We start from the raw sequence: 20214 nt of genomic DNA, 5'->3' as shown, positions 1-20214 counted from the left end.
GTTATCCTTTCAGCTTCGGACCGGTGGTGCACTCACCGGCCATAAGCGGCTTTGGATCGATGATTTCTTCTAGTGCTCAGACGCGGCGGCGCTTCGGAGGACGAACGCCGTTGTGTGCCTGCGGGGTGACGTCGGTGATGGAGCCGACTTCGAGTCCGGCGGACTGCAGGGAACGGATAGCGGTTTCACGACCGGAACCCGGGCCCTTCACGAACACGTCGACCTTCTTGACGCCGTGTTCCATAGCCTTGCGGGCTGCGGATTCGGCGGCCATACCAGCGGCGTACGGCGTGGACTTACGGGAGCCCTTGAAACCGACATCGCCACCGGACGCCCAGGACACGACTGCGCCGGACGGGTCGGTGATCGAAATAATGGTGTTGTTGAAAGTGGACTTGATGTGCGCCTGCCCAACCGGGACCGACTTGCGGTCGCGGCGACGCGGCTTGCGCGCGGCTTGCTTTTGAGCTGCCATTGACCCTCGTTTCCTAATAACGAATTTGCTTTGATGTCTATGCGATGAGACGGTATGTCTCGTGGCTTAGACTCACCGCCACCGAATTACTTGGTGGCCTTCTTCTTTCCGGCGACCGTACGCTTCGGGCCCTTGCGGGTACGGGCGTTGGTCTTGGTGCGCTGACCGCGCACAGGAAGTCCCTTGCGGTGACGCTGGCCTTGATAGCAGTTGATCTGGATCTTACGACGGATATCCGCATCGATTTCACGACGCAGATCGCCCTCGATCTTGTAGTTACCCTCGAGGTAGTCACGCAGCGTGATCAGCTGCTCATCCGTCAGATCCTTGACGCGAATGTCCGGGTTGATACCGGTCGCGGCAAGCGTTTCCTTGGCACGAGTGCGACCTACACCAAAGATATAGGTGAGGGCGATCTCGATGCGCTTCTCATTGGGGATGTCGACTCCGGCAAGACGTGCCATTGCGATTCCTTCTGTGTTCCGCAGGTCTTGCACCAAGTCGTCCGGTTTCCCGGCCCGGGCCTGCGTACCCGGGGCTCAGCTCGCTGACGCGAACTGTGACTCAGCGCCTGTACTTATTGTGCCGCTGGATCTACTCTCAGCCCTGGCGCTGCTTGTGGCGCGGGTTGATGCAGATCACCATGACGCGGCCGTGACGACGGATCACGCGGCAGTTCTCGCAGATCCTCTTCACACTAGGGCTGACCTTCATGGTTTTCCTTTGCTTTTGTACCTTACTTGTAACGGTACGTAATACGACCGCGGTTCAGATCGTACGGACTCATTTCCAGCACAACGCGATCCTGCGGCAGAATACGGATGTAGTTCTTCCTCATCTTGCCGGAGATGGTTGCGAGCACGATATGCTTGTTTTCGAGTTCAACACGAAACATCGCGTTCGGCAGTGCTTCCACCACCTGTCCTTCGACTTCAATCACACCGTCTTTAGCCATGAGCCTCGTTCCGTTCCTTGGCGATTACTACGCGTGCCCGAAGACACACCAACTTACAAGAATACACGGAAACGGGGATTACGACACACACGGCGTGTCGTAATCCCCGTTTCCTTGTGAATGTGGTACTGCCGTACTGCCCGTATCAGCCCAGTTCGGCCACGATGGTGGCCTGGATGTCTTCAACGGAACCGACGCCGTTGAAGGTCTTGAGTAGACCACGCTCGCCGTAGGTGGACAGCAGCGGAGCGGTCTCCTTGGCGTAGACGTCGAGACGCTTGGCGATGGCTTCCGGAGTGTCGTCGGAACGGCCTTCGATTTCGGCACGCTTCTTCATGCGTTCCATGAGCACGTCATGGTCGGCGTCAAGGGCGACCACGGCGTCAAGCGGGGTGCCCAGATCGGCGAGAATGGCGTCAAGAGCTTCGACCTGAGAGGCATTGCGCGGGTAGCCGTCAAGAATCCAGCCGTTCTTGGCGTCATCCATGGCCAGGCGATCCTTGACGATCTTGTTGGTCAGTTCGTCCGGAACCAGCTCGCCCTTGTTGATATACGTCAGAGCTTCCACACCAAGCTCGGTCTTGTTCTTGATGTTGTAGCGGAAGATGTCACCCGTGGAAATTGCCGGAATGCCATAGTGTTCGCTCAGCAGTGCGGCCTGAGTGCCCTTGCCGACGCCCTGGGGGCCCATGATCAGCAGTCGCATAATCGTTGATATTCCCTTTCTTTACTTGCCCTCTTGGTGGTCAGTGCCCTCGAACAGGAAGCCCGCATACTGGAACTGCTCGGTCTGGGCCTTGGCCTGACGCAGGGTATCGAGGCCGACACCCGCGATGATTAGGATGGTGGTGCCGCCAAACGGCAGCTTGGTATTGAGATTCAGCGCCATGATGAGAACCGTCGGGATGAGTGCCACGAACAGCAGGTAGACGGCGCCGACGGTATTCAGTCGGTTCATCACGTAGTTGAGGTAGCGGCTGGTGGCACTGCCGGCGCGGATGCCCGGGATGAAGCCACCGTACTGCTTCATGTTGTCAGCGGTCTCATCGGGATTGAACGTGATCTCCGTATAGAAGAAGCAGAAGAACACGATCATCAGCGCGTACAAGGCGATGTACCACACGGAGGTGGTGTTGGCCAGATTGGAGTTGATCCACTTGACCCAGGACTGGTCCGAATTGCCGAACTGCGCGATCAGGGTCGGGATGGCCAGGATGGAGGATGCGAAAATCGGCGGAATGACGCCGGACATATTGATTTTCAGCGGCAGGTAGGTGGAGGAGCCACCGTACATCTTACGTCCGATCATGCGGCGGGTGTACTGCACCGGGATACGGCGCTGGGAAAGTTCCACGTACACGACAAGAATCATGATGACGAGCAGCACACCTACGACGGTGGCGAACTTGCCCCAGTTGCCGTCGGTGCCCTTGGTGCCCCAGCCGATCTCCCATAGCTGCGGCAGGAAGCCGGAGCAGATGGACATGAAGATAAGGATGGACATGCCCTGTCCAAGACCCTTGTCGGTGATCAACTCGGCCATCCACATGATTAGACCGGTACCGCCGGTCATGATGAGCACCATGACCAGAAGGTTCCACACGGAACCGTCGGGCACGACCTGGGAGCACTGGTAGTTGAACAACGCGCCGGAGCGTGCGGTCACCAGAATGGTGGTGGACTGCAGCACCGCCAGACCGATGGTCAGGTAACGGGTGTACTGGGTCAGCTTGGCCTCACCGGACTGACCTTCCTTGTGCAGGGCCTCGAAGCGGGGAATCACCACACGCAGCAACTGGATGACGATGGATGCGGTGATGTACGGCATGACGCCCAGCGCGAAAATGGACAGCTGCAACATTGCACCGCCGGAGAAGAGGTTCACCAGGCCGATGAAGTTTTCGGACGTGCTGCTCATCTTGCCGACGCACTGCTGCACGACCGTATAGTCGACACCAGGGGTCGGGACGAATGAACCAACACGATAGATGATGATGATGCCAAGGGTGAAGAGGATCTTATTCCTCAACTCCTTGGTCTTGAAGGCCTGGATTAACGTCCTCAACTGGGATTCCTTCCAACGACGTGCGCGCCCGCGCACCCATGCAAAACAGACTCTACCGCACGAGTCTAGCGTACGGCGTCTACCGATATGTGGATTTTTCCACCCTTTGTCTGTTTTTTATTTTTTTCGTGGCCCGGAACCGGCCCACGAAATGAGTGAGGCTTCTCCCACAATCATGTGGGAGAAGCCTCACTCATGTAAACCTAAGTCAGCTTCACTCCGTGGAATCAGTCCTCGGAAATGGAGCCGCCTGCGGCCTCGATCTTGGCCTTGGCGGAAGCGGAAGCCTTGACACCCTTGATGGTGAACGCAACCGAAATCTCGCCATCGCCCAGGACCTTGACCGGCTGGCCCTTACGGACAGCACCCTTGGCGACCAGATCGGCAACGGTGATTTCGCCGCCCTGCGGGAACAGTTCCGCGAGAGCCGCAACGTTGACGACCTGATATTCCTTCTTGAACGGGCTCTTGAAGCCACGCAGCTTCGGAAGGCGCATGTACAGCGGCAGCTGGCCACCTTCGAAGCCAGGGCGAACCTGGTAACGCTTCTTGGTGCCCTTGTCGCCACGGCCCGAGGTCTTACCCTTGGAGCCTTCACCACGGCCGACGCGAATGCGATCCCTCTTGGCGCCCGGAGCCGGCTTCAGGTCATGCATCTGTAGAATATCTGCCATAATCAGTCAGCCTCCTCAACGGTGATCAGGTGACGCAACACGAGCAGCTGGCCACGAAGGGCCGGAGTATCCTCGCGGGTCACGGTCTTGCCAATCTTGTTCAGGCCCAGAGTCTGAGCCGCAGCACGCTGCTTCGGAGTGGAGTTCACCAGACCGTGGTGCAGCTTGATGTTCAGGTTAGTCATCACTCACCGTCCTTCTGAGCGGCAGCGGCCTTGGCCTGTGCCTCTTCGCGAGCCTTGCGAGCCTCGGCGATGCCTTCGGCGCGAGCACGCAGCAGAGCGTCCGGAGCCACCTCTTCGAGGGACATGCCACGACGGGCTGCGATCTCTTCCGGCTCTTCAAGCTTCTTGAGAGCATCGACGGTAGCACGCACCACGTTAACGGCGGTGGCGGAACCCATCGACTTGGTGAGGACGTCGGTGATGCCAGCGCATTCCATGACTGCACGGACAGCGCCACCGGCGATAACGCCGGTACCCGGAGCAGCCGGGCGCAGCAGCACGGTACCGGCGGCATCGTGGCCGATCACCGGATGGGTGACGGTGCCCTTGACGCGCGGAACGGTGAACATGTGCTTCTTGGCATCCAGCTGGCCCTTGGCGATTGCAGCCGGGACCTCGCGGGACTTGCCATAACCGACGCCCACGGTGCCGTTGCCGTCGCCGACCACCACGAGGGCGGCGAAGCTGAACGTACGGCCACCCTTATGGGTCTTGGACACACGGTTGATGGTCACCACGCGATCGAGCATCTCGTTCTCGTGAGATTCCTCACGACGATTGCGACGCTCGCCACGACGACCCTCACCGCGCTGACCACGACGGGACTTGCGGTCCTCGTTGTTGGTCTCGGCAGCAGCCTGAGTGTTCTGAGTTTCTTCAGCCACTTGGGTTTCCTTTTCGTTGTCGCTCACAGTGCCAGACCTCCCTCGCGGGCGCCTTCAGCGACAGCTGCGACGCGGCCATGATACTTGTTGCCACCACGGTCGAACACCACTGCGGTGATGCCAGCGTCCTGAGCCTTCTTGGCAATCAGTTCGCCGACCTTCTTGGCGGCTTCGGTCTTGGTGCCCTGGAAACCAGCGAAGTCGCTCATCAGAGTGGATTCGCTCACCAGAGTGACACCCTTGGTGTCATCGATGATCTGGGCAACCATGTGACGGTTGGAACGGGAGACCACCAGGCGCGGACGCTCCGGGGTACCGCTGATGCGCTTGCGCAGACGAGCGTGACGACGCTGGAGTGCGACCTTCTTGCCCTTACCGAAAATCTGGACGCTCATATCACTTACCAGCCTTTCCAGCCTTGCGCAGGATGTGTTCATCCGAGTACTTGATGCCCTTGCCCTTGTACGGTTCCGGAGCGCGAAGCTTGCGGATGTTTGCGGCGCACTGGCCGACAGCCTGCTTGTCGATGCCCTTGACGATCACCTGGTTCGGGTTCGGCAGTTCGAACTCGATGCCGGCCGGCGGCTCGACAGTGATGGTGTGGGAATAACCGAGGGAGAACTCGATGCCCTTGCCCTTCATCTGGGCACGGTAACCGGTACCGACGATTTCCAGAGTCTTGGCATAGCCTTCGTGCACGCCCTTGACCATGCTCGCGATGATGGAGCGGGCCAGACCGTGCTTTGCACGGGTCGGACGCAGATCGTCGACCGGGACGAGAACAATCTCGTTGCCTTCGACGTTCGCGGTGATGCCTTCCGGAATCTCGTAGGAATCGGAGCCCTTGGCGCCCTTGGCGCTGAAGGACTGACCGTCAATCTTGACTTCCACGCCAGCAGGAATGGCGACGGGGAGCTTACCAATATGCGATGCCATGTTTCAGCTCTCCTTTCTCACCAAACGAAAGCGACGATTTCGCCGCCGATGCCTCGGTCGAGGCATTCCTTCTGGGTCAGCAGTCCCGAGCTAGTCGAGATGATTGCGATGCCAAGGCCACCGAGCGGCATCGGCAGAGCATCGGACTTTGCGTAACGACGCAGGCCCGGCTTGGAGATACGCTTGATGCCCTGAATGGAACGCTCGCCGTTCGGGCCATACTTGAGGGTGACCTCGAGAGTCTGGCCGACCTTGGCTTCCTTGGCGGTGAAGTCCTTGATGTAGCCTTCACGCTTCAGGATCTCGGCGATGTTCGCCTTGAACTTGGAGTACGGCATATCCACGGTCTCGTGCTTTGCCGCGCTCGCATTACGCAGACGCGTAAGCATGTCTGCGATCGGATCTGTCATTGTCATTTGGGCTAACGCCCTTTCTCGCCATGGTTTCCGCCGCCCTCACGCCTTAATGGCGATCGGGCCGCGGACCTTCAGCGTCGATATTTACCAACTGGACTTCGTAACGCCGGGCAGCTCGCCGCGGTGGGCCTTCTCACGAAGGCAGATGCGGCACAGGCCGAACTTGCGGTAGACGGAGTGGGGACGACCGCAGACCTGGCAGCGCGTGTACGCGCGCACCTTGAACTTCGGCTTAGCGGCCGCCTTGTTCTTAAGAGCGGTTTTTGCCATATCAGTTCTCCTTGAAGGGGAAGCCGAGGTGCTTGAGCAGCGCGCTTGCTTCCTTGTCGTCCTTGGTGCTGGTCACCACGGTGATGTCCATGCCACGCTGGTGGTCGATCGAATCCGGATCGATCTCATGGAACATGGACTGCTCGGTGAGGCCAAAGTTGTAGTTGCCCTGACCATCGAACTGGTTGCCGTTGATGCCACGGAAATCGCGGATACGCGGCAGAGCGAGGGTCAGCAGGCGATCCAGGAACTCCCACATGCGCTCGCCACGCAGGGTGACATAGGCGCCGATGGCCTGGCCTTCGCGCAGGTGGAACTGTGCGACGGACTTCTTGGCCTTGGTGATCTTCGGCTTCTGGCCGGTGATCAGGGTGAGATCCTTGACGGCGCCTTCGATGAGCTTGGAGTCGCGAGCCGCGGCACCGACGCCCATGGAGACGACGACCTTCTGGACACGAGCAACCTGCATCGGGTTGGAGTAGTTGAATTCCTTCTCCAGCTCCGGCACGATCTGCTCGATGTACTTCTGCTTCAAGCGCGGAGTTGCCGGCGCTTCGACAGTGGTATCGGTCATGCCAGCTCCTTTCCGGACTTCTTGGCGACACGCACGCGCACGGTCTTCACCTTGCCGTCACGAGCCTCTTCCTTCACGATGACGCCCACGCGGGTCGGCTGCTTGGTCTCCGGATCGATGACCATCACATTGGAGCGATGAATCGGAGCCTCGACAGCCACGATGCCGGCCTGCTGGCCCTGCTGCGTGGCGCGCACGTGCTTCTTGACGATCTGCACGCCTTCGACGATCAGACGGTCGTCCTTGAGCACCTGCTTGACGGTGCCTTCCTTGCCGCGGTCCTTGCCGCGGATGACCTTGACCAGGTCGCCGCTCTTGATCTTGGCTACCATGTCAGATCACCTCCGGGGCGAGGGACACGATCTTCATGAAGCGCTTGTCGCGCAGTTCACGACCGACCGGTCCGAAGATACGAGTGCCCTTCGGTTCACGGCCGGAGCCGAGAATGACGGCGGCGTTCTCGTCGAACTTGATGTAGGAGCCGTCCACACGACGGTGCTCCTTGACAGTACGGACGACGACAGCCTTGACGACGTCGCCCTTCTTGACCGACCCGCCAGGAATGGCGTCCTTGACGGAGGCGACGATCACGTCGCCGATGCCGGCATAGCGTCGCTTCGATCCGCCGAGCACTCGGATGGCGAGGATTTCCTTCGCACCCGTGTTGTCGGCGACATGAAGCCGCGTTTCCTGCTGAATCATTGATTCTCCTTAGCCGAGCTGGTTCTCCCCAAGCACCCCGCCTGCCTGCTTGAAGCAGGCGGGGTGACTCACGGAGCCTTGCCGAACTTATTTACTTAGCGCGCTCGATAATGCTCTCGAGACGCCAACGCTTGGTCTTGCTCAGGGGCCGAGTCTCCATAATACTCACGAGGTCGCCAATATGCGCGTCGTTGTGTTCATCATGGACCTTGACCGTACGAGTAGAACGAACGACCTTGCCATACAGCGGGTGGGTCGAACGCTGCTCGAGCTCGACGGAAATCGTCTTGTCCATCTTATCGGACACGACGTAACCGCGACGAACCTTGCGGAAGTTACGCTCTTCAGCCATTACTTCTCCTCAGCTTTCGTTTCGGTCGCCTCGGGGGCCTGGCTGATGCCGAGCTCACGTTCGCGCAGGATGGTGTACATCCTGGCGATGTCGTGCTTGACCGCCTTGAGGCGGGCGGTGTTTTCGAGCTGACCAGTGGCGGACTGGAAGCGCAGGTTGAACAGCTCTTCCTTGGACTTCTTGAGGAAGCCCTCAATCTCCTCGTTGGTCTTCTCGTTCAGATTCTTCATGGTGTAGTCTGCAGTTCCGACTGCCATCAGATGTCACCGCCTTCACGAGCAATAACACGGCACTTCATGGGGAGCTTGTCGATTGCGCGGCGCAGAGCCTCGCGAGCGACTTCCTCGGACACGCCGCCGATTTCGAACATAACGCGACCCGGGCGGACGTTGGCGATCCAGAATTCCGGAGTACCCTTACCGGAACCCATTCGGGTGCCCAGCGGCTTCTTGGTCAGCGGACGATCCGGGAAGATCGTGATCCACACGCGGCCACCACGCTTGATGTAGCGGGTCATGGCGATACGAGCGGCCTCGATCTGGCGGTTGGTCACATAAGCCGGAGCCAGAGCCTGGATACCGAAATCGCCGAAAGCGATTTCGTTGCCGCCCTTGGACATGCCACGGCGGACCGGACGGTGCTGCTTACGATACTTGGTTCTCTTTGGGATAAGCATTTCTCAGCTCACTCCTTCGTTTCCGTTGCGGCAGGAGCCTCAGCGGCGGCCGGAGCCTCGGCTGCGGCGTTCTGCTGCGGGGCGGCATTGCGCTGGCCACGACGCGGACGGCGATCGCCGCGACGGCCCGGGCGGTTGTTGCCCTGCTGTGCCTGCTGCTCTTCGAACTCACGCTCGGTCATATCGCCCTTGTAGATCCACACCTTCACGCCGATGCGGCCGTAGGTGGTCTTGGCCTCGAAGAAGCCGTAATCAATCAGGGCGCGCAGGGTCTGCAGCGGAACGCGACCCTCGCGATAGAACTCGGAACGGCTCATTTCGGCGCCACCAAGACGACCGGAGAGCTTGATGCGGATACCCTTGGCGCCTGCGCGCATGGCATCCTGCTGAGCCTTACGCATCGCGCGACGGAAGGTCACGCGGTTGGTCAGCTGCTCGGCGATGCCCTGAGCGACGAGCTGGGCGTCCAGTGCGGCGTTCTTCACTTCGAAGATGTTGAGCTGGACCTGCTTGCCGGTGAGCTTCTCGAGCTTGGCGCGAACGCGCTCAGCCTCGGCGCCACGGCGGCCGATGACGATGCCCGGACGAGCGGTGTGGATGTCCACACGCACGCGGTCACGGGTACGCTCGATGACGATACGGGACACGCCCGCACGCTCGAGATCCTTGCTCATGGCCTTGCGGATGGCGTCATCTTCGAGAACGAAGTCGCGGTAGCGTTCGCCGGCCTTGTTGGAATCGGAGAACCACTTGGAACGATGGTTCTCAGTGATGCCCAGGCGATAGCCAAATGGATTGATCTTCTGACCCATCTTTAGCGGTTTCCTTCCTTGCTAGCGACGACGACCGTGATGTGGCTGGTGCGCTTGTTGATACGAGCGGCACGGCCCTGTGCACGAGCGCGGAAACGCTTGAGCGTCACGCCTTCGTCCACATAGGTCTCCTTCACGACCAGGTCGTTCTCACGGAACGGCTCGCCGGCCTTATCGGCCTTCACGCGAGCGTTCGCGATGGCGCTCTCCAGGACCTTACGCACCGGAAGAGATGCGTCCTGCGGAGCGAACTTCAGAATGGTGATGGCTTCGGTCGCCTTCTTGCCTCGGATGAGGTCGACCATACGGCGAGCCTTGCGCGGCGTCACGCGGACGTGACGAGCGATTGCTTTAGCTTCCATGTGTCCTTACTCTCCTTTAGCGGCGTGCCTTCTTGTCGTCCTTCACATGACCCTTGAAGGTCTTGGTCGGGGCGAACTCACCGAGCTTGTGGCCAACCATGGATTCGGTGACGAACACCGGAACATGCTTGCGACCATCGTGAACGGCGAAGGTATGTCCGATGAAATCAGGGGTGATCATCGAACGGCGGGACCACGTCTTGATGACGTTGTGCGTGCCCTTCTCGTTCTGCTCGTCGACTTTCTTCTGCAGGTGGGCGTCGACGAAGGGGCCCTTCTTGATGCTACGAGTCATCTACTCGACACTCCCTTACTTACGGTTCTTACCATTCGGGCGACGACGAACAATCATCTTGTTCGAAGCCTTCTTCGGACGGCGGGTACGAACCTCGCCCTTGCCCCACGGAGAGACCGGCGGCTTACCACCGCGGGTACGACCGCCGTGCGGGTGATCGACAGGGTTCATGGACTCACCACGGGTGATCGGGCGCTTGCCCATCCAACGTGCACGACCGGCCTTACCGAGCTGGATGTTGGCGTGGTCGGAGTTGCCGACCTCACCAACGGTGGCGCGGCAGCGAGCGTCCACGTTGCGGATTTCGCCGGACGGCATACGCAGCTGGGCGTAAGCGCCATCCTTGGCGACGAGCTGCACCGCGGCACCTGCGGAGCGGGCGATCTTGGCGCCACCCAGCGGGCGGAGCTCAATGGCGTGCACCACGGTACCGGTCGGGATGTTGCGCAGCGGCAGGTTGTTGCCCGGCTTGATGTCGGCCTGGGCGCCGGTCTCGATGACGTCGCCCTGCTTGATGCCTTCCGGAGCAATGATGTAGCGCTTCTCACCATCTGCATAGTGCAGCAGTGCGATGCGGGCGGAACGGTTCGGGTCGTACTCGATGTGAGCGACCTTTGCCGGCACGCCGTCCTTGTCCCAACGCTTGAAGTCGATGAGACGGTACTGGCGCTTGTGACCGCCGCCACGATGACGGGAGGTCATACGGCCGTAAGAGTTACGACCGCCGGTCTTGCTGAGCTTGCGAACCAGCGACTTCTCAGGCGTGGAACGCGTGAGCTCGGAGAAATCCGAGACGGACGCGTTACGGCGGCCTGCAGACGTCGGCTTATAAACGCGGATAGCCATAATCTAGTTCTTCCTTTAACTTTTCTCGGCTAGCCTTCAGTTACCAAAGATGTCGATGGTCTGGCCCTCGGCGACGGTCACGATGGCGCGCTTCTGATTGACGCGCTGGCCGAAACCGTTGCGGGTGCGCTGACGCTTGCCGGCGCGGTTGAGGGTGTTGACGTTCGTCACCTTGACATTGAAGATCTCTTCGATTGCCTGCTTGATCTGCACCTTGTTCGCGTTCGGAGCCACCACGAAGGTGTACTGACCGCGATCGGACAGAGCATAGCTCTTCTCGGAAACGACAGGCTTGAGGATGATGTCGTGTGCGGGCTTGTGAATAGCGACCATGAAAATCAGGCCTCCTTTGCAGCCGGCTCGGTCTTCGCGGCAATGAAGGCGTCGAAGCCTTCCTTGCTGAAGACAACGTACTGAGCGGTGACCACATCGTACGTATTGAGCTGATCGGCGAAGATCGGGTGAACGGTCGGGATGTTACGAACGGAGAGCCATTCGTTCACATTCTCGCGAGAGAGCACCACGGTGGTGAACTTGTTCTCGGTCACCGGGGTAAGAGCGGCAATGGCGGCCTTGGTGGACGGGGCTTCGGCGACACCGAAATCCACGACTGCCACGTGACCTGCATTGGCACGATCGGAAAGCACGTACTTGAGAGCAGCGGCCTTCATCTTCTTGGGGGTGCGCTGGGAGTAGTCGCGCGGCTGCGGACCGAACACGGTGCCGCCGTGGTACCACTGCGGTGCACGGATGGAGCCCTGACGAGCACGACCGGTGCCCTTCTGCTTCCACGGCTTGCGGCCACCGCCGGAAACCATGCCACGAGTCTTGGTGGCGTGGGTGCCCTGACGGGCGGCGGCGAGCTGAGCCACGACGACCTGGTGGATCAGCGGAATGCGGGACTGGACCTCTTCGGCGGAGAAGCCGAAGATTTCGGCCGGTGCCTCAACGGTGCCGGCGGCCTTGCCCTGCTTATCGGTGACGTTCAGAGTAACGTTTGCCATGATTTATCAGGCTCCCTTCACTGCCGAACGGACGAGAACGATGCCACCCTTCGGGCCCGGAATGGCGCCCTTGATGGCGAGAACGCCGTTCTCAACATCCGACGAGACGATGGTGAGGTTCTGCGCGGTGTTGGTCACATGACCCATGCGACCGGCCATACGCTTGCCCTTGAGGATACGGCTCGGAGTGGCGCATGCGCCGACCGAACCAGGACGACGCTCGTTCTTGTGAGAGCCGTGGGTACGACGATAGGACTTGAAGCCCCAACGCTTGATGGTGCCGGCGAAGCCCTTGCCCTTGGTGGTACCGGTCACGTCGACCAGAGCACCCTCCGGGAACAGCTCGGCGGTCAGCTCCTGACCCGGCTCGAACTCTTCGGCGTTATCGGTGCGGACCTCGGCGAGGTGACGACGCGGGGTGACACCGGCCTTGGCGAAGTGGCCGGCGAGCGGCTTGGTCACCTTGGTCGGATCAACCTGGCCGTAGCCAAGCTGAACGGCCTTGTAGCCATCGGATTCCTCGGACTTGACGGCGGTCACCACGTTGGTGGACACGTCAACGAGGGTCACGGGAACGAAGAAACCGTTCTCGTCCCATACCTGAGACATACCGAGCTTCTTACCCAGCAGTGCAGTGCGATTAGACATAATGGTTTCCTCCTCCCTTACAGCTTGATCTCGATGTTCACATCTGCGGGCAGATCAATGTGCATAAGGGAGTCCACGGCCTTCGGGGTCGGGTCCACAATGTCGATGAGACGCTTATGAGTGCGCATCTCGAAGTGCTCGCGAGAATCCTTGTACTTGTGAGGAGAACGGATAACGACGAACACGTTCTTCTCGGTCGGGAGCGGAACCGGGCCAACCACAGTTGCGCCCGCGTTCGTCACCGTTTCGACGATCTTCTTCGCCGATTGGTCGATGACCTCATGGTCATAGGACTTAAGCCTGATGCGGATTTTCTGTCCCGCCATTGCCTTCCGCCCTTTCTAGCGATTCGTTAGTTACTGTTTACCAGCCTGCTTCTCAAAGGGCACCGGCGCAGAAGACCCACAGAGCCATACAGCCCCGTGGTCATACCACATCAGTGCGTAGCCATGCAGATGCTCACTTACGTGAATCTCTGTGCCACGCTCGCTTTTTTAATTCCAATTTGCGAGCCCTAAAATCAGGCAACTTCTTTATTTAAGCATCAGGGGTGGCCTTAAGAAATTCTGGCGTGTCGCCGAATGCCATCAAAGCAATGCGCAGATGTTGAGTATCAGCGAGGCCGTGCTCGTCACGAATTCGGTGATGCCGACGGCCAACGGCCTGACCGTACGCCGACGTGCAATCATCGGCAGGGCGACGGCCCGTATGAGCAGCATCGCCGCCAATGCAATCAGATATCCGTTACCGACGAAGGTCCACCATGCCAGCATGACGGCATGCCAAATCCAGGAGGCCACGATGTACGACCTTCTCCCCCGCTCGCGAATCATCGTCTTGACAAACAGCACCGAGCCGAACTGCACCATGAAAAACGTAAGGAACAACGATATCCCGGGTATGCTGAGATACGGAATGTCAGGCGTATCGACGCCATAGCAGAACGTCAGCATCGGCATCAGGCAGGAGGCCGACACCGCCGCGGCGTTCGACCATAGCGAACGCTCCTTGCGCACCCACGAGGCACGGAACGAAATCGCGGCAAGCACCGCAAACGGCGGAGCCCAAGCGAGAATCCCCGGATGCAGCACCACAAACGGCAGACCGACCGCGCAAAGCACGATGCAGTACACCAATGGCTGCAGCATCCAGCGGTGGGCACCATGCGATTTGAACCAACGCGCGGCGGAAAACTGCACGCAGTAGCACAACAGCCAGCAGATGAGCAACCACCAAGGCGTCCACGCGAATCCACGGTACGCCCATGCGGCCACGATTCCCGCAACGGCCGGGGAAAGCACCATCATGAGCGCACCCGGCTGCCCGGGGAGCCATAAGCGCAATCCTCCGCGTCTTCGTGATTGCGCAGGTCGTTGATTCGAAATATCGGTCATTCCACTACGCTACGAAAAAACAACAGTGAAATCCAGCCCCATTACGCTCAAAGCCACGCCATATCACTCTCGCCGGGAATCCATGCTGTCGGCGGATACCCATCATCACGGAAGACCGTGGCAATGCCAAGGAGCCCGGCGGGACCGTTCCCGACCGGGCTCCTTACGGATTACTCCTTATATATGCATGGACGTGCTGTGGTCCATATATACGGTGCGCTTCACGCGGACCTCACACGCGCTCGGAGGCTTCCTCCGTGGCAGCCTCGCCCTGACGCTGGACGCGCAGCTTGTGGCCCTCCTCCTGGCTGACGCCGTAGTAGGCGGCGATGGCGATGTCCTTCATATCCTCGATCTGCGGGATACGCGGGTTCGCCGGAGCGCACTGGTCTTCGTAGGCGCGCATGCCGATCTGATCGAGAACGGACCAGAAGTAATCCTCGTCCACGCCGCATTCCTGGAAGCTCTTGTTCATACCGAGCTTGTTGTCGCGGTAGTCCTCGACGGCCTTGGCCAGGTTCTCGACACCTTCGGCCGGGGTCTTGCCCGGATTGATACCAAGGTTCTTGGCGATTTCCTGGTAGCGTTCCGGAGCGATGTACTTGTTGTACTTCGGCCAGCTGGTCGGCTCCTCCGGAATGGAACCGTTGTAACGGATCACATACGGCAGGAGGATGGAGTTGGTACGGCCGTGGGCCACGTGGCACAGGGCGCCGATGGTGTGGGCCATGCCATGGCACATGCCGAGGAAGGCGGAGCCGAAGGCCATGCCCGCCATGGTGGCGGCGTTGTGCATCTTCTCCTGAGCCTTGATCTTGTCTTCGCCCGGCTCGCCGTTGACGGATTCGGCCAGATTGTCCCAGATCAGCTTGGCTGCATGCAGTGCCATGCCATCAGTGAAATCGTTGGCATAGACGGACACGAAGGCCTCGAAGGAGTGGGTCAGCGCGTCGAAGCCAGCGTCGGAAGCCAGCTTGCGCGGCTGGGTGCGGGCCAGCACCGGATCGACGATGGCAACGGACGGGGTCAGCGCATAATCGGTGATCGGGTACTTGTAGCCGGTCTTGTGGTCGGTAATCACGGCGAACGGCGTGACTTCGGAACCGGTGCCGGACGAGGTCGGGATGCACACGAGCTTGGCCTTCTTGCCCAGCGGCGGAATCTTGAAGGCGCGCTTACGGATGTCGAAGAACTTCTCGCGCACGTCGGAGAAGGAGATCTCCGGGTGCTCGTACAGCAGCCACATGATCTTGGAGGCGTCCATCGGGGAACCACCGCCGACGGCGATGATGGTGTCCGGTTCGAACTCCTCGCGCATCATGGCGGCACCGCGTTCGACGGTTTCGACGCTCGGCTCCGGCTCGACGTAATCGATGATGCGGAAGGTCACGCGGTTGGAACGTGCGCGCAGCTGGTCGATGATCTTGTCGACCACGCCAAGCTGCTCCATGACCTTGTCGCACACGATGACGGCCTTTTCGATGCCGTACATGTCGCGCAGATACTTGATGGCGTTCGGCTCGAAGTAGGTCTTGGCCGGAATCTTGAACCACTGCATGTTGTTGTTCCTCCGAGCGATGCGCTTGATGTTGAGAAGATTGACTGCCTGAACGTTGCCGGACACGGAGTTGCCGCCGTAGGAGCCGCAACCCAAGGTCAGGGACGGTGCGATGGCGTTGTAGATGTCGCCCACGCCGCCAAGGGAGCTCGGGGAGTTCCAGATGATGCGGCATGCGTGCATGCGCTGGCCGTATTCGCGTACCAGGGCCTGATCGTTGGTGTGGATGGCCGCGGTGTGGCCTGCGCCATGCTTGAGCATGGCTTCGCACATCTCGAAGCCCTGTTCCTTGTTTTCGGACTTCAGCACCGCCTGCACCGGAGCGAGCTTCTCCATGGTGAGCGGTTCGTTCTCGCCGACCTCCTTGCACTCGGCGGCGAGGATGGTGACGTCTTCCGGAATGTCGAAGCCTGCGGCCTTGGCGATGTACTGCGGAGACTTGCCCGGTACCACGGAGTTGAGCTTCGGGGTCTGGCCGGAATAGGAGGTGCAGCCGAACATGTACTGCTCGAGCTTGGCCTTCTCCTCATCGTTCACGAAGTAGGCCTTGCGACGCTTCATCTCCTTGATGAGCGGAGCGTAGATCTCCTTGTCGGCGATGATGGCCTGCTCGGTGGCGCAGATCATGCCATAGTCGAAATGCTTGGACAGAATCAGGTCGTTGGCGGCACGCACCACGTCCACGTTCCTGTCGATGTAGGCCGGAGCGTTGCCGGCACCGACGCCAAGGGCCGGCTTGCCGGAGGAATAAGCGGCCTTGACCATGCCCGGACCGCCGGTGGCGAGGATGGTTGCGATGCCGTCATGCTTCATCAGGGCGCCGGTGGCCTCGATGGACGGATGCTCGATCCACTGGATACAGTTCTCCGGAGCACCAGCCTCGATGGCGGCGTCGCGCACGATCTTCGCGGCGGCCACGGAGCAGTTCTGCGCGCCCGGGTGGAAGCCGAAGACAATCGGACAACGGGTCTTGAGCGCGATCAGGGACTTGAAGATGGCGGTGGAGGTCGGATTGGTGACCGGAGTCACGCCGGCGACGACGCCGACCGGTTCGGCGATCTCGTCGATGCCCATCACGTCGTCTTCGCGGATGATGCCGACGGTGCGCTGGCCAGCCAGATAGTTGGTGACATGCTCGCACGCGAAGATGTTCTTGGTGGCCTTGTCTTCGACCAGGCCACGGCCGGTTTCCTCAACGGCCATCTTGGCGAGCACCAGATGCTTGTTCAAGGCGGCGACGGAGGCCTTGGCGACGATGCGGTCGACCTGCTTCTGATCGAGTTTCTCGAATTCGTCGAGCGCCTTCAGGCCCTTATTCACCAGCTCATCGACCTCGGCCTGAGCTGCGGCGAGCTTCTCCTCCGGAGTCGGCTTGGTCGGCTCTTCCTTCTTCTTTGCGTCTGCCACTTGAAGTCCTCCTCGATTCTTGGGTTTGCAAAGCGGTATTCGTTTATTCCTCATCCATCCGCATCGGATGGATATTACCGGGCACCGTTGTGACCTGAGTCACAATCTACCTAAGTTATCCGCGCTTGTATAGTACGCGTCGTGTCGTGCGCTTAATGTTCAATTCTTTGCTATCTATGTTTATTTTGTCGCTTGAAATGCACATACCAACGTTAAAATCAACTATTTTGTTATGTTTTGTTCGGAATATCCATCTATTACACACACGCGAACAATGTTTTTCCAAGTAACTTTTTGAAAAGCTATTTATTTTTTTATACAAAACACCACAACTTCTTGAAAACACTTTTCTAAAGTAGAATAATTCCCAGACTTTGCATCATGGAATACGAATGGAGCTCAATGATGAAGACGACGCCTCCCGCATCCGTCAAGGAACTCAACAAACGCGCCATCACGGCGTACCTGTATTCCAAAGGCCCTGCCACAAAGCAGATGCTGGAACGCGAACTGAACCTGAGTTTGCCCACCATCACACAGAATCTACGCACGCTGGAAGTCGAAGGCCTCATCCGTAAAGGCGAGCAACTCGAATCCACCGGCGGACGCAAGGCACAGACCTTCGCCTTCGTCTGCAGGGCGAAGATCGCAATCGGCGTGACCATGCGTGCCAACGGGTTGACTCTGTGCGCGGTCGACCTTGGCGGCAACGTCATCTCGCGCAAGTTCAAGCTCCTGCCCTACCACAACACCGACATCTACTACCAACAGATGGGCGTCATCATCAACGCTTTCGCCGCAGGCGTCGAGAGGAACGACGACAACGTTCTCGGTGTGGCTTTCAGCATCCAAGGCATCGTCTCCGCGGACGGACAGACCATCACCTTCGGCAATATCATGGGCAATACCGGACTTCGGCTTGACGTCATCGCGCAAAACGTGAAGTTTCCATGCATCATGATCCACGATTCCGATGCCGCGGCCATGGCCGAACTGTGGTTTGACCATTCGCTCACCGATGCCGTATGCGTGTATCTCGAAATGCGTTCGGGCGGAGCCGTCATCGTTGACGGCCAACTCTACCAAGGGCCGAATCTCTGCAATGGCACCATTGAGCATATGACGCTGGTGCCGGATGGAGGTGAATGCTACTGCGGGCAGCGCGGTTGCATGGATGTCTACTGCTCCCCCGAGGCCCTGACCGAAGACGGCGAAAGCCTATCCGGCTTCTTCAGCGTACTTGAACAGGGTGAACAGGAGCACCGGCAACGGTTTAATGGATGGCTTGGCAACGTGGCGCAAGCCATCCGCAACATTCGATCCATGTTGGCCGGCGATATCATCATCGGCGGCGAAGCCGCGCACTATCTCGACGATGACGATGTCACCACCCTTAAAAGACTCGTCGAGGAACGCAGCGCTTTCCACACCGATCATTTCACGCTACGTAAGAGTCTGTGCCTGGACAACCAGAACGAAATCGGTGCGGCATTGCGTTTCGTGCAGACCTTCATCGACGAGATTTGCGGCCACGCCGCCTGATCGGCGAATCAGGCGGCGGCCTGCGCGACTTTCTCGATCTCTTCCACGAGGACCCTTGGCGAAGCCGTATGCCTGATGCGATGCCCGTGGCCGTCGAAGCCGGGCTGCTTCGGGCGGATACACAGCGTCAGCACGAATGCCAGCACGTAGAGCGCGGCATAGGTCCAGCACACACCGCCATAGCCGATGGTCGGCAACAATATCGTCGCAATGCCGGGGCCTGCGAATGTGGTGAGGCCTGCGGCAAGATTGTATGCGGAAAGAGCCGCGCCCTGCTTGCCTTCGCCGGCATACAACGTCATGATGGTCGGAAGCGACGAGAAGGCGCAGGTACCGATACCGACGATGATCGCCGCGACGATCATCATCAACGCATTCGCACCGAACCATTGCGGTATGTAATAGAAGGCCACGGAACCGACGGCGAGCACCGCACACCCGAACCAACGCATCGGCCACACCCAGCCGAAACGGTCCATGAACCAACCCCAGAAGGTGTTGAAGATCAGTGTGACCACGAATACGAATCCCCAGATGCGCATCCATTCCTCGGTTTTGAAGATGTTGATGCCACCGTTGTGCGCGGTGCACAGGTACAGCGGCATGATGACCGGGAAGCCGTATAGCAGCAGATTGTTGATGATGCGGATGATGGCGCAGATGAGGATCTTGCGATTCGTGACAAGGATGGTGGCGCCTTCGGTCAGTTCCTTCAGCTGCTCCTTGCGGCTCAAGCCCTCACCTTTGACGATCTTATTCTTCGGCACGAAGAAGAAGCACATGACCGTGCCGACGACGGAGAAGGGCAATGCGAACCAGAAGGTCTTATATTCGCCGAAAACCGGCATGATGAAACTTGGCAGATAGGCACCGAACACGCCGATGCCCAGGGAGAAGCAGGTCCAGAAGAAGCCTGTGGCCGAAGCCAGCCTGGCCGGGGAGATGTATTGCGCCATCAACACTACGAAGCTGTAGATGAACAGCGGGTACCCGATGCCTCGCAACGCATACAGACCGAGAATCAACAGGTAGACGTGGCTGGGGATGGCAACGCCGAGGAACAGCAGATGGATGCCGATCCACCAGCATGCACCGAACAGCATGACCCTGCGCGCACCGAACATCTCGGCCAGTACACCGGCGGACCATCCACCGAGCGCCGCGAACAGGCCATATATAGTCACTAACAGTGAGGCCTGGGATGAGGCGAATCCCTGGTCCACCATGAATTTCGACAGGAACGTCAGTTCGAAACCATCACCGGTCATAAAGATTGCGACGGCAAGAAAACCAAGCATCAACGAACGAGGAACGCCCAGTCGTTCAAGAATACCGATCATGTGAGCACCTTTACTCGATTTC

At 59.3% G+C, this 20214-nt stretch carries 31 protein-coding genes; 1 reads left to right on the top strand and 30 read right to left on the bottom strand.

What is annotated here, in order from left to right; all coding sequences use genetic code 11:
- Positions 1-76: 76 nt before the first annotated feature.
- The 29 genes from rpsK to adhE all read right to left on the bottom strand — a co-directional run bounded on the left by rpsK (position 77) and on the right by adhE (position 17310).
- Positions 77-475 carry a 30S ribosomal protein S11 gene (gene rpsK, locus HMPREF1494_RS01430; RefSeq protein WP_003827267.1) on the bottom strand — a complete coding sequence of 133 codons (399 nt, stop codon included), beginning with the start codon at positions 473-475 and terminating at the stop codon, positions 77-79.
- A gap of 86 nt (positions 476-561) precedes the next feature.
- Complete coding sequence (gene rpsM, locus HMPREF1494_RS01425; RefSeq protein ID WP_003808138.1) at positions 562-939, bottom strand: 30S ribosomal protein S13; 378 nt, start codon at positions 937-939, stop codon at positions 562-564.
- 136 nt (positions 940-1075) lie between these two features.
- Positions 1076-1189, bottom strand: a complete 114-nt coding sequence (gene rpmJ / locus HMPREF1494_RS01420; protein WP_003842636.1) for a 50S ribosomal protein L36 — start codon at positions 1187-1189, stop codon at positions 1076-1078.
- A gap of 22 nt (positions 1190-1211) precedes the next feature.
- Positions 1212-1430 (bottom strand): translation initiation factor IF-1, encoded by a 219-nt coding sequence (gene infA, locus HMPREF1494_RS01415; RefSeq protein WP_003808114.1) that lies wholly within the window; start codon positions 1428-1430, stop codon positions 1212-1214.
- 145 nt (positions 1431-1575) lie between these two features.
- Positions 1576-2136 (bottom strand): adenylate kinase, encoded by a 561-nt coding sequence (locus HMPREF1494_RS01410; RefSeq protein WP_003837340.1) that lies wholly within the window; start codon positions 2134-2136, stop codon positions 1576-1578.
- A 21-nt stretch (positions 2137-2157) separates the two neighbouring features.
- Positions 2158-3495, bottom strand: coding sequence for a preprotein translocase subunit SecY (secY, locus tag HMPREF1494_RS01405; RefSeq protein WP_003837341.1), 1338 nt, complete (start codon positions 3493-3495; stop codon positions 2158-2160).
- A gap of 227 nt (positions 3496-3722) precedes the next feature.
- Positions 3723-4169: a 50S ribosomal protein L15 gene (gene rplO, locus HMPREF1494_RS01400; protein ID WP_003837343.1), complete on the bottom strand. Its 447-nt coding sequence runs from the start codon at positions 4167-4169 to the stop codon at positions 3723-3725.
- A gap of 2 nt (positions 4170-4171) precedes the next feature.
- Positions 4172-4357 (bottom strand): 50S ribosomal protein L30, encoded by a 186-nt coding sequence (gene rpmD, locus HMPREF1494_RS01395; protein ID WP_012901881.1) that lies wholly within the window; start codon positions 4355-4357, stop codon positions 4172-4174.
- Positions 4354-5085: a 30S ribosomal protein S5 gene (gene rpsE, locus HMPREF1494_RS01390; protein ID WP_003842638.1), complete on the bottom strand. Its 732-nt coding sequence runs from the start codon at positions 5083-5085 to the stop codon at positions 4354-4356. Before rpsE ends, rpmD begins: the two co-directional genes overlap by 4 nt.
- Positions 5082-5453, bottom strand: coding sequence for a 50S ribosomal protein L18 (rplR, locus tag HMPREF1494_RS01385; RefSeq protein ID WP_003837350.1), 372 nt, complete (start codon positions 5451-5453; stop codon positions 5082-5084). The genes rpsE and rplR overlap by 4 nt, the downstream gene beginning before the upstream one ends.
- 1 nt (position 5454) lies before the next feature.
- A complete protein-coding gene (rplF, locus tag HMPREF1494_RS01380; RefSeq protein ID WP_003837353.1) occupies positions 5455-5994 on the bottom strand; it encodes a 50S ribosomal protein L6 in 540 nt (179 codons plus the stop codon).
- A gap of 17 nt (positions 5995-6011) precedes the next feature.
- Positions 6012-6410: a 30S ribosomal protein S8 gene (rpsH, locus tag HMPREF1494_RS01375; RefSeq protein WP_003808048.1), complete on the bottom strand. Its 399-nt coding sequence runs from the start codon at positions 6408-6410 to the stop codon at positions 6012-6014.
- Between the two features lie 84 nt (positions 6411-6494).
- Entirely contained in the window at positions 6495-6680 is a 186-nt protein-coding gene (locus HMPREF1494_RS01370; protein ID WP_003808046.1) for a type Z 30S ribosomal protein S14, read from the bottom strand.
- 1 nt (position 6681) lies between these two features.
- Positions 6682-7254 carry a 50S ribosomal protein L5 gene (gene rplE / locus HMPREF1494_RS01365; RefSeq protein ID WP_003837355.1) on the bottom strand — a complete coding sequence of 191 codons (573 nt, stop codon included), beginning with the start codon at positions 7252-7254 and terminating at the stop codon, positions 6682-6684.
- Entirely contained in the window at positions 7251-7586 is a 336-nt protein-coding gene (gene rplX, locus HMPREF1494_RS01360; RefSeq protein WP_003837356.1) for a 50S ribosomal protein L24, read from the bottom strand. The genes rplE and rplX overlap by 4 nt, the downstream gene beginning before the upstream one ends.
- Position 7587: 1 nt before the next feature.
- Complete coding sequence (rplN, locus tag HMPREF1494_RS01355; RefSeq protein WP_003837358.1) at positions 7588-7956, bottom strand: 50S ribosomal protein L14; 369 nt, start codon at positions 7954-7956, stop codon at positions 7588-7590.
- 91 nt (positions 7957-8047) lie between these two features.
- Positions 8048-8308 carry a 30S ribosomal protein S17 gene (gene rpsQ, locus HMPREF1494_RS01350; protein ID WP_003837360.1) on the bottom strand — a complete coding sequence of 87 codons (261 nt, stop codon included), beginning with the start codon at positions 8306-8308 and terminating at the stop codon, positions 8048-8050.
- The gene (gene rpmC / locus HMPREF1494_RS01345) at positions 8308-8565 is read right to left on the bottom strand and encodes a 50S ribosomal protein L29 (RefSeq protein WP_003808034.1); all 258 of its coding nucleotides are present in this window, start codon (positions 8563-8565) and stop codon (positions 8308-8310) included. Before rpmC ends, rpsQ begins: the two co-directional genes overlap by 1 nt.
- Entirely contained in the window at positions 8565-8984 is a 420-nt protein-coding gene (gene rplP / locus HMPREF1494_RS01340) for a 50S ribosomal protein L16 (RefSeq protein WP_003837363.1), read from the bottom strand. Before rplP ends, rpmC begins: the two co-directional genes overlap by 1 nt.
- 8 nt (positions 8985-8992) lie before the next feature.
- Positions 8993-9796, bottom strand: coding sequence for a 30S ribosomal protein S3 (gene rpsC, locus HMPREF1494_RS01335; protein WP_003837365.1), 804 nt, complete (start codon positions 9794-9796; stop codon positions 8993-8995).
- Between the two features lie 2 nt (positions 9797-9798).
- On the bottom strand, positions 9799-10158 hold the full coding sequence (gene rplV / locus HMPREF1494_RS01330) for a 50S ribosomal protein L22 (RefSeq protein WP_003837366.1): 360 nt from the start codon (positions 10156-10158) through the stop codon (positions 9799-9801).
- 16 nt (positions 10159-10174) lie between these two features.
- Positions 10175-10453: a 30S ribosomal protein S19 gene (gene rpsS, locus HMPREF1494_RS01325; protein ID WP_003808025.1), complete on the bottom strand. Its 279-nt coding sequence runs from the start codon at positions 10451-10453 to the stop codon at positions 10175-10177.
- Positions 10454-10468: 15 nt separating this feature from the next.
- Entirely contained in the window at positions 10469-11299 is an 831-nt protein-coding gene (rplB, locus tag HMPREF1494_RS01320; RefSeq protein WP_003837368.1) for a 50S ribosomal protein L2, read from the bottom strand.
- Positions 11300-11335: 36 nt separating this feature from the next.
- Entirely contained in the window at positions 11336-11632 is a 297-nt protein-coding gene (gene rplW, locus HMPREF1494_RS01315; RefSeq protein WP_003808021.1) for a 50S ribosomal protein L23, read from the bottom strand.
- 5 nt (positions 11633-11637) lie between these two features.
- Complete coding sequence (rplD, locus tag HMPREF1494_RS01310) at positions 11638-12303, bottom strand: 50S ribosomal protein L4 (protein ID WP_003837370.1); 666 nt, start codon at positions 12301-12303, stop codon at positions 11638-11640.
- A gap of 6 nt (positions 12304-12309) precedes the next feature.
- Entirely contained in the window at positions 12310-12951 is a 642-nt protein-coding gene (rplC, locus tag HMPREF1494_RS01305) for a 50S ribosomal protein L3 (RefSeq protein WP_034518687.1), read from the bottom strand.
- A gap of 17 nt (positions 12952-12968) precedes the next feature.
- Positions 12969-13277, bottom strand: coding sequence for a 30S ribosomal protein S10 (gene rpsJ / locus HMPREF1494_RS01300; protein ID WP_003808013.1), 309 nt, complete (start codon positions 13275-13277; stop codon positions 12969-12971).
- 261 nt (positions 13278-13538) lie between these two features.
- Positions 13539-14345 (bottom strand): YwiC-like family protein, encoded by an 807-nt coding sequence (locus HMPREF1494_RS01295; protein ID WP_081724082.1) that lies wholly within the window; start codon positions 14343-14345, stop codon positions 13539-13541.
- 232 nt (positions 14346-14577) lie between these two features.
- A complete protein-coding gene (gene adhE, locus HMPREF1494_RS01290) occupies positions 14578-17310 on the bottom strand; it encodes a bifunctional acetaldehyde-CoA/alcohol dehydrogenase (RefSeq protein WP_003837375.1) in 2733 nt (910 codons plus the stop codon).
- Between the two features lie 405 nt (positions 17311-17715).
- Between adhE and HMPREF1494_RS01285 the strand changes: the two genes are divergently transcribed.
- The gene (locus HMPREF1494_RS01285) at positions 17716-18852 is read left to right on the top strand and encodes an ROK family transcriptional regulator (protein WP_192917630.1); all 1137 of its coding nucleotides are present in this window, start codon (positions 17716-17718) and stop codon (positions 18850-18852) included.
- 8 nt (positions 18853-18860) lie between these two features.
- Here the strand turns inward: HMPREF1494_RS01285 and HMPREF1494_RS01280 are convergent, their stop codons facing one another.
- Positions 18861-20192: an MFS transporter gene (locus HMPREF1494_RS01280; protein WP_003845128.1), complete on the bottom strand. Its 1332-nt coding sequence runs from the start codon at positions 20190-20192 to the stop codon at positions 18861-18863.
- Positions 20193-20214: the final 22 nt, after the last annotated feature.

It is taken from the genome of Bifidobacterium sp. MSTE12, assembly GCF_000513015.1.
GTDB lineage: Bacteria > Actinomycetota > Actinomycetes > Actinomycetales > Bifidobacteriaceae > Bifidobacterium > Bifidobacterium dentium.
The sequence above is the reverse complement of the archived record's forward strand: the minus strand, read 5'-3'. Positions and strand labels throughout refer to the sequence as shown.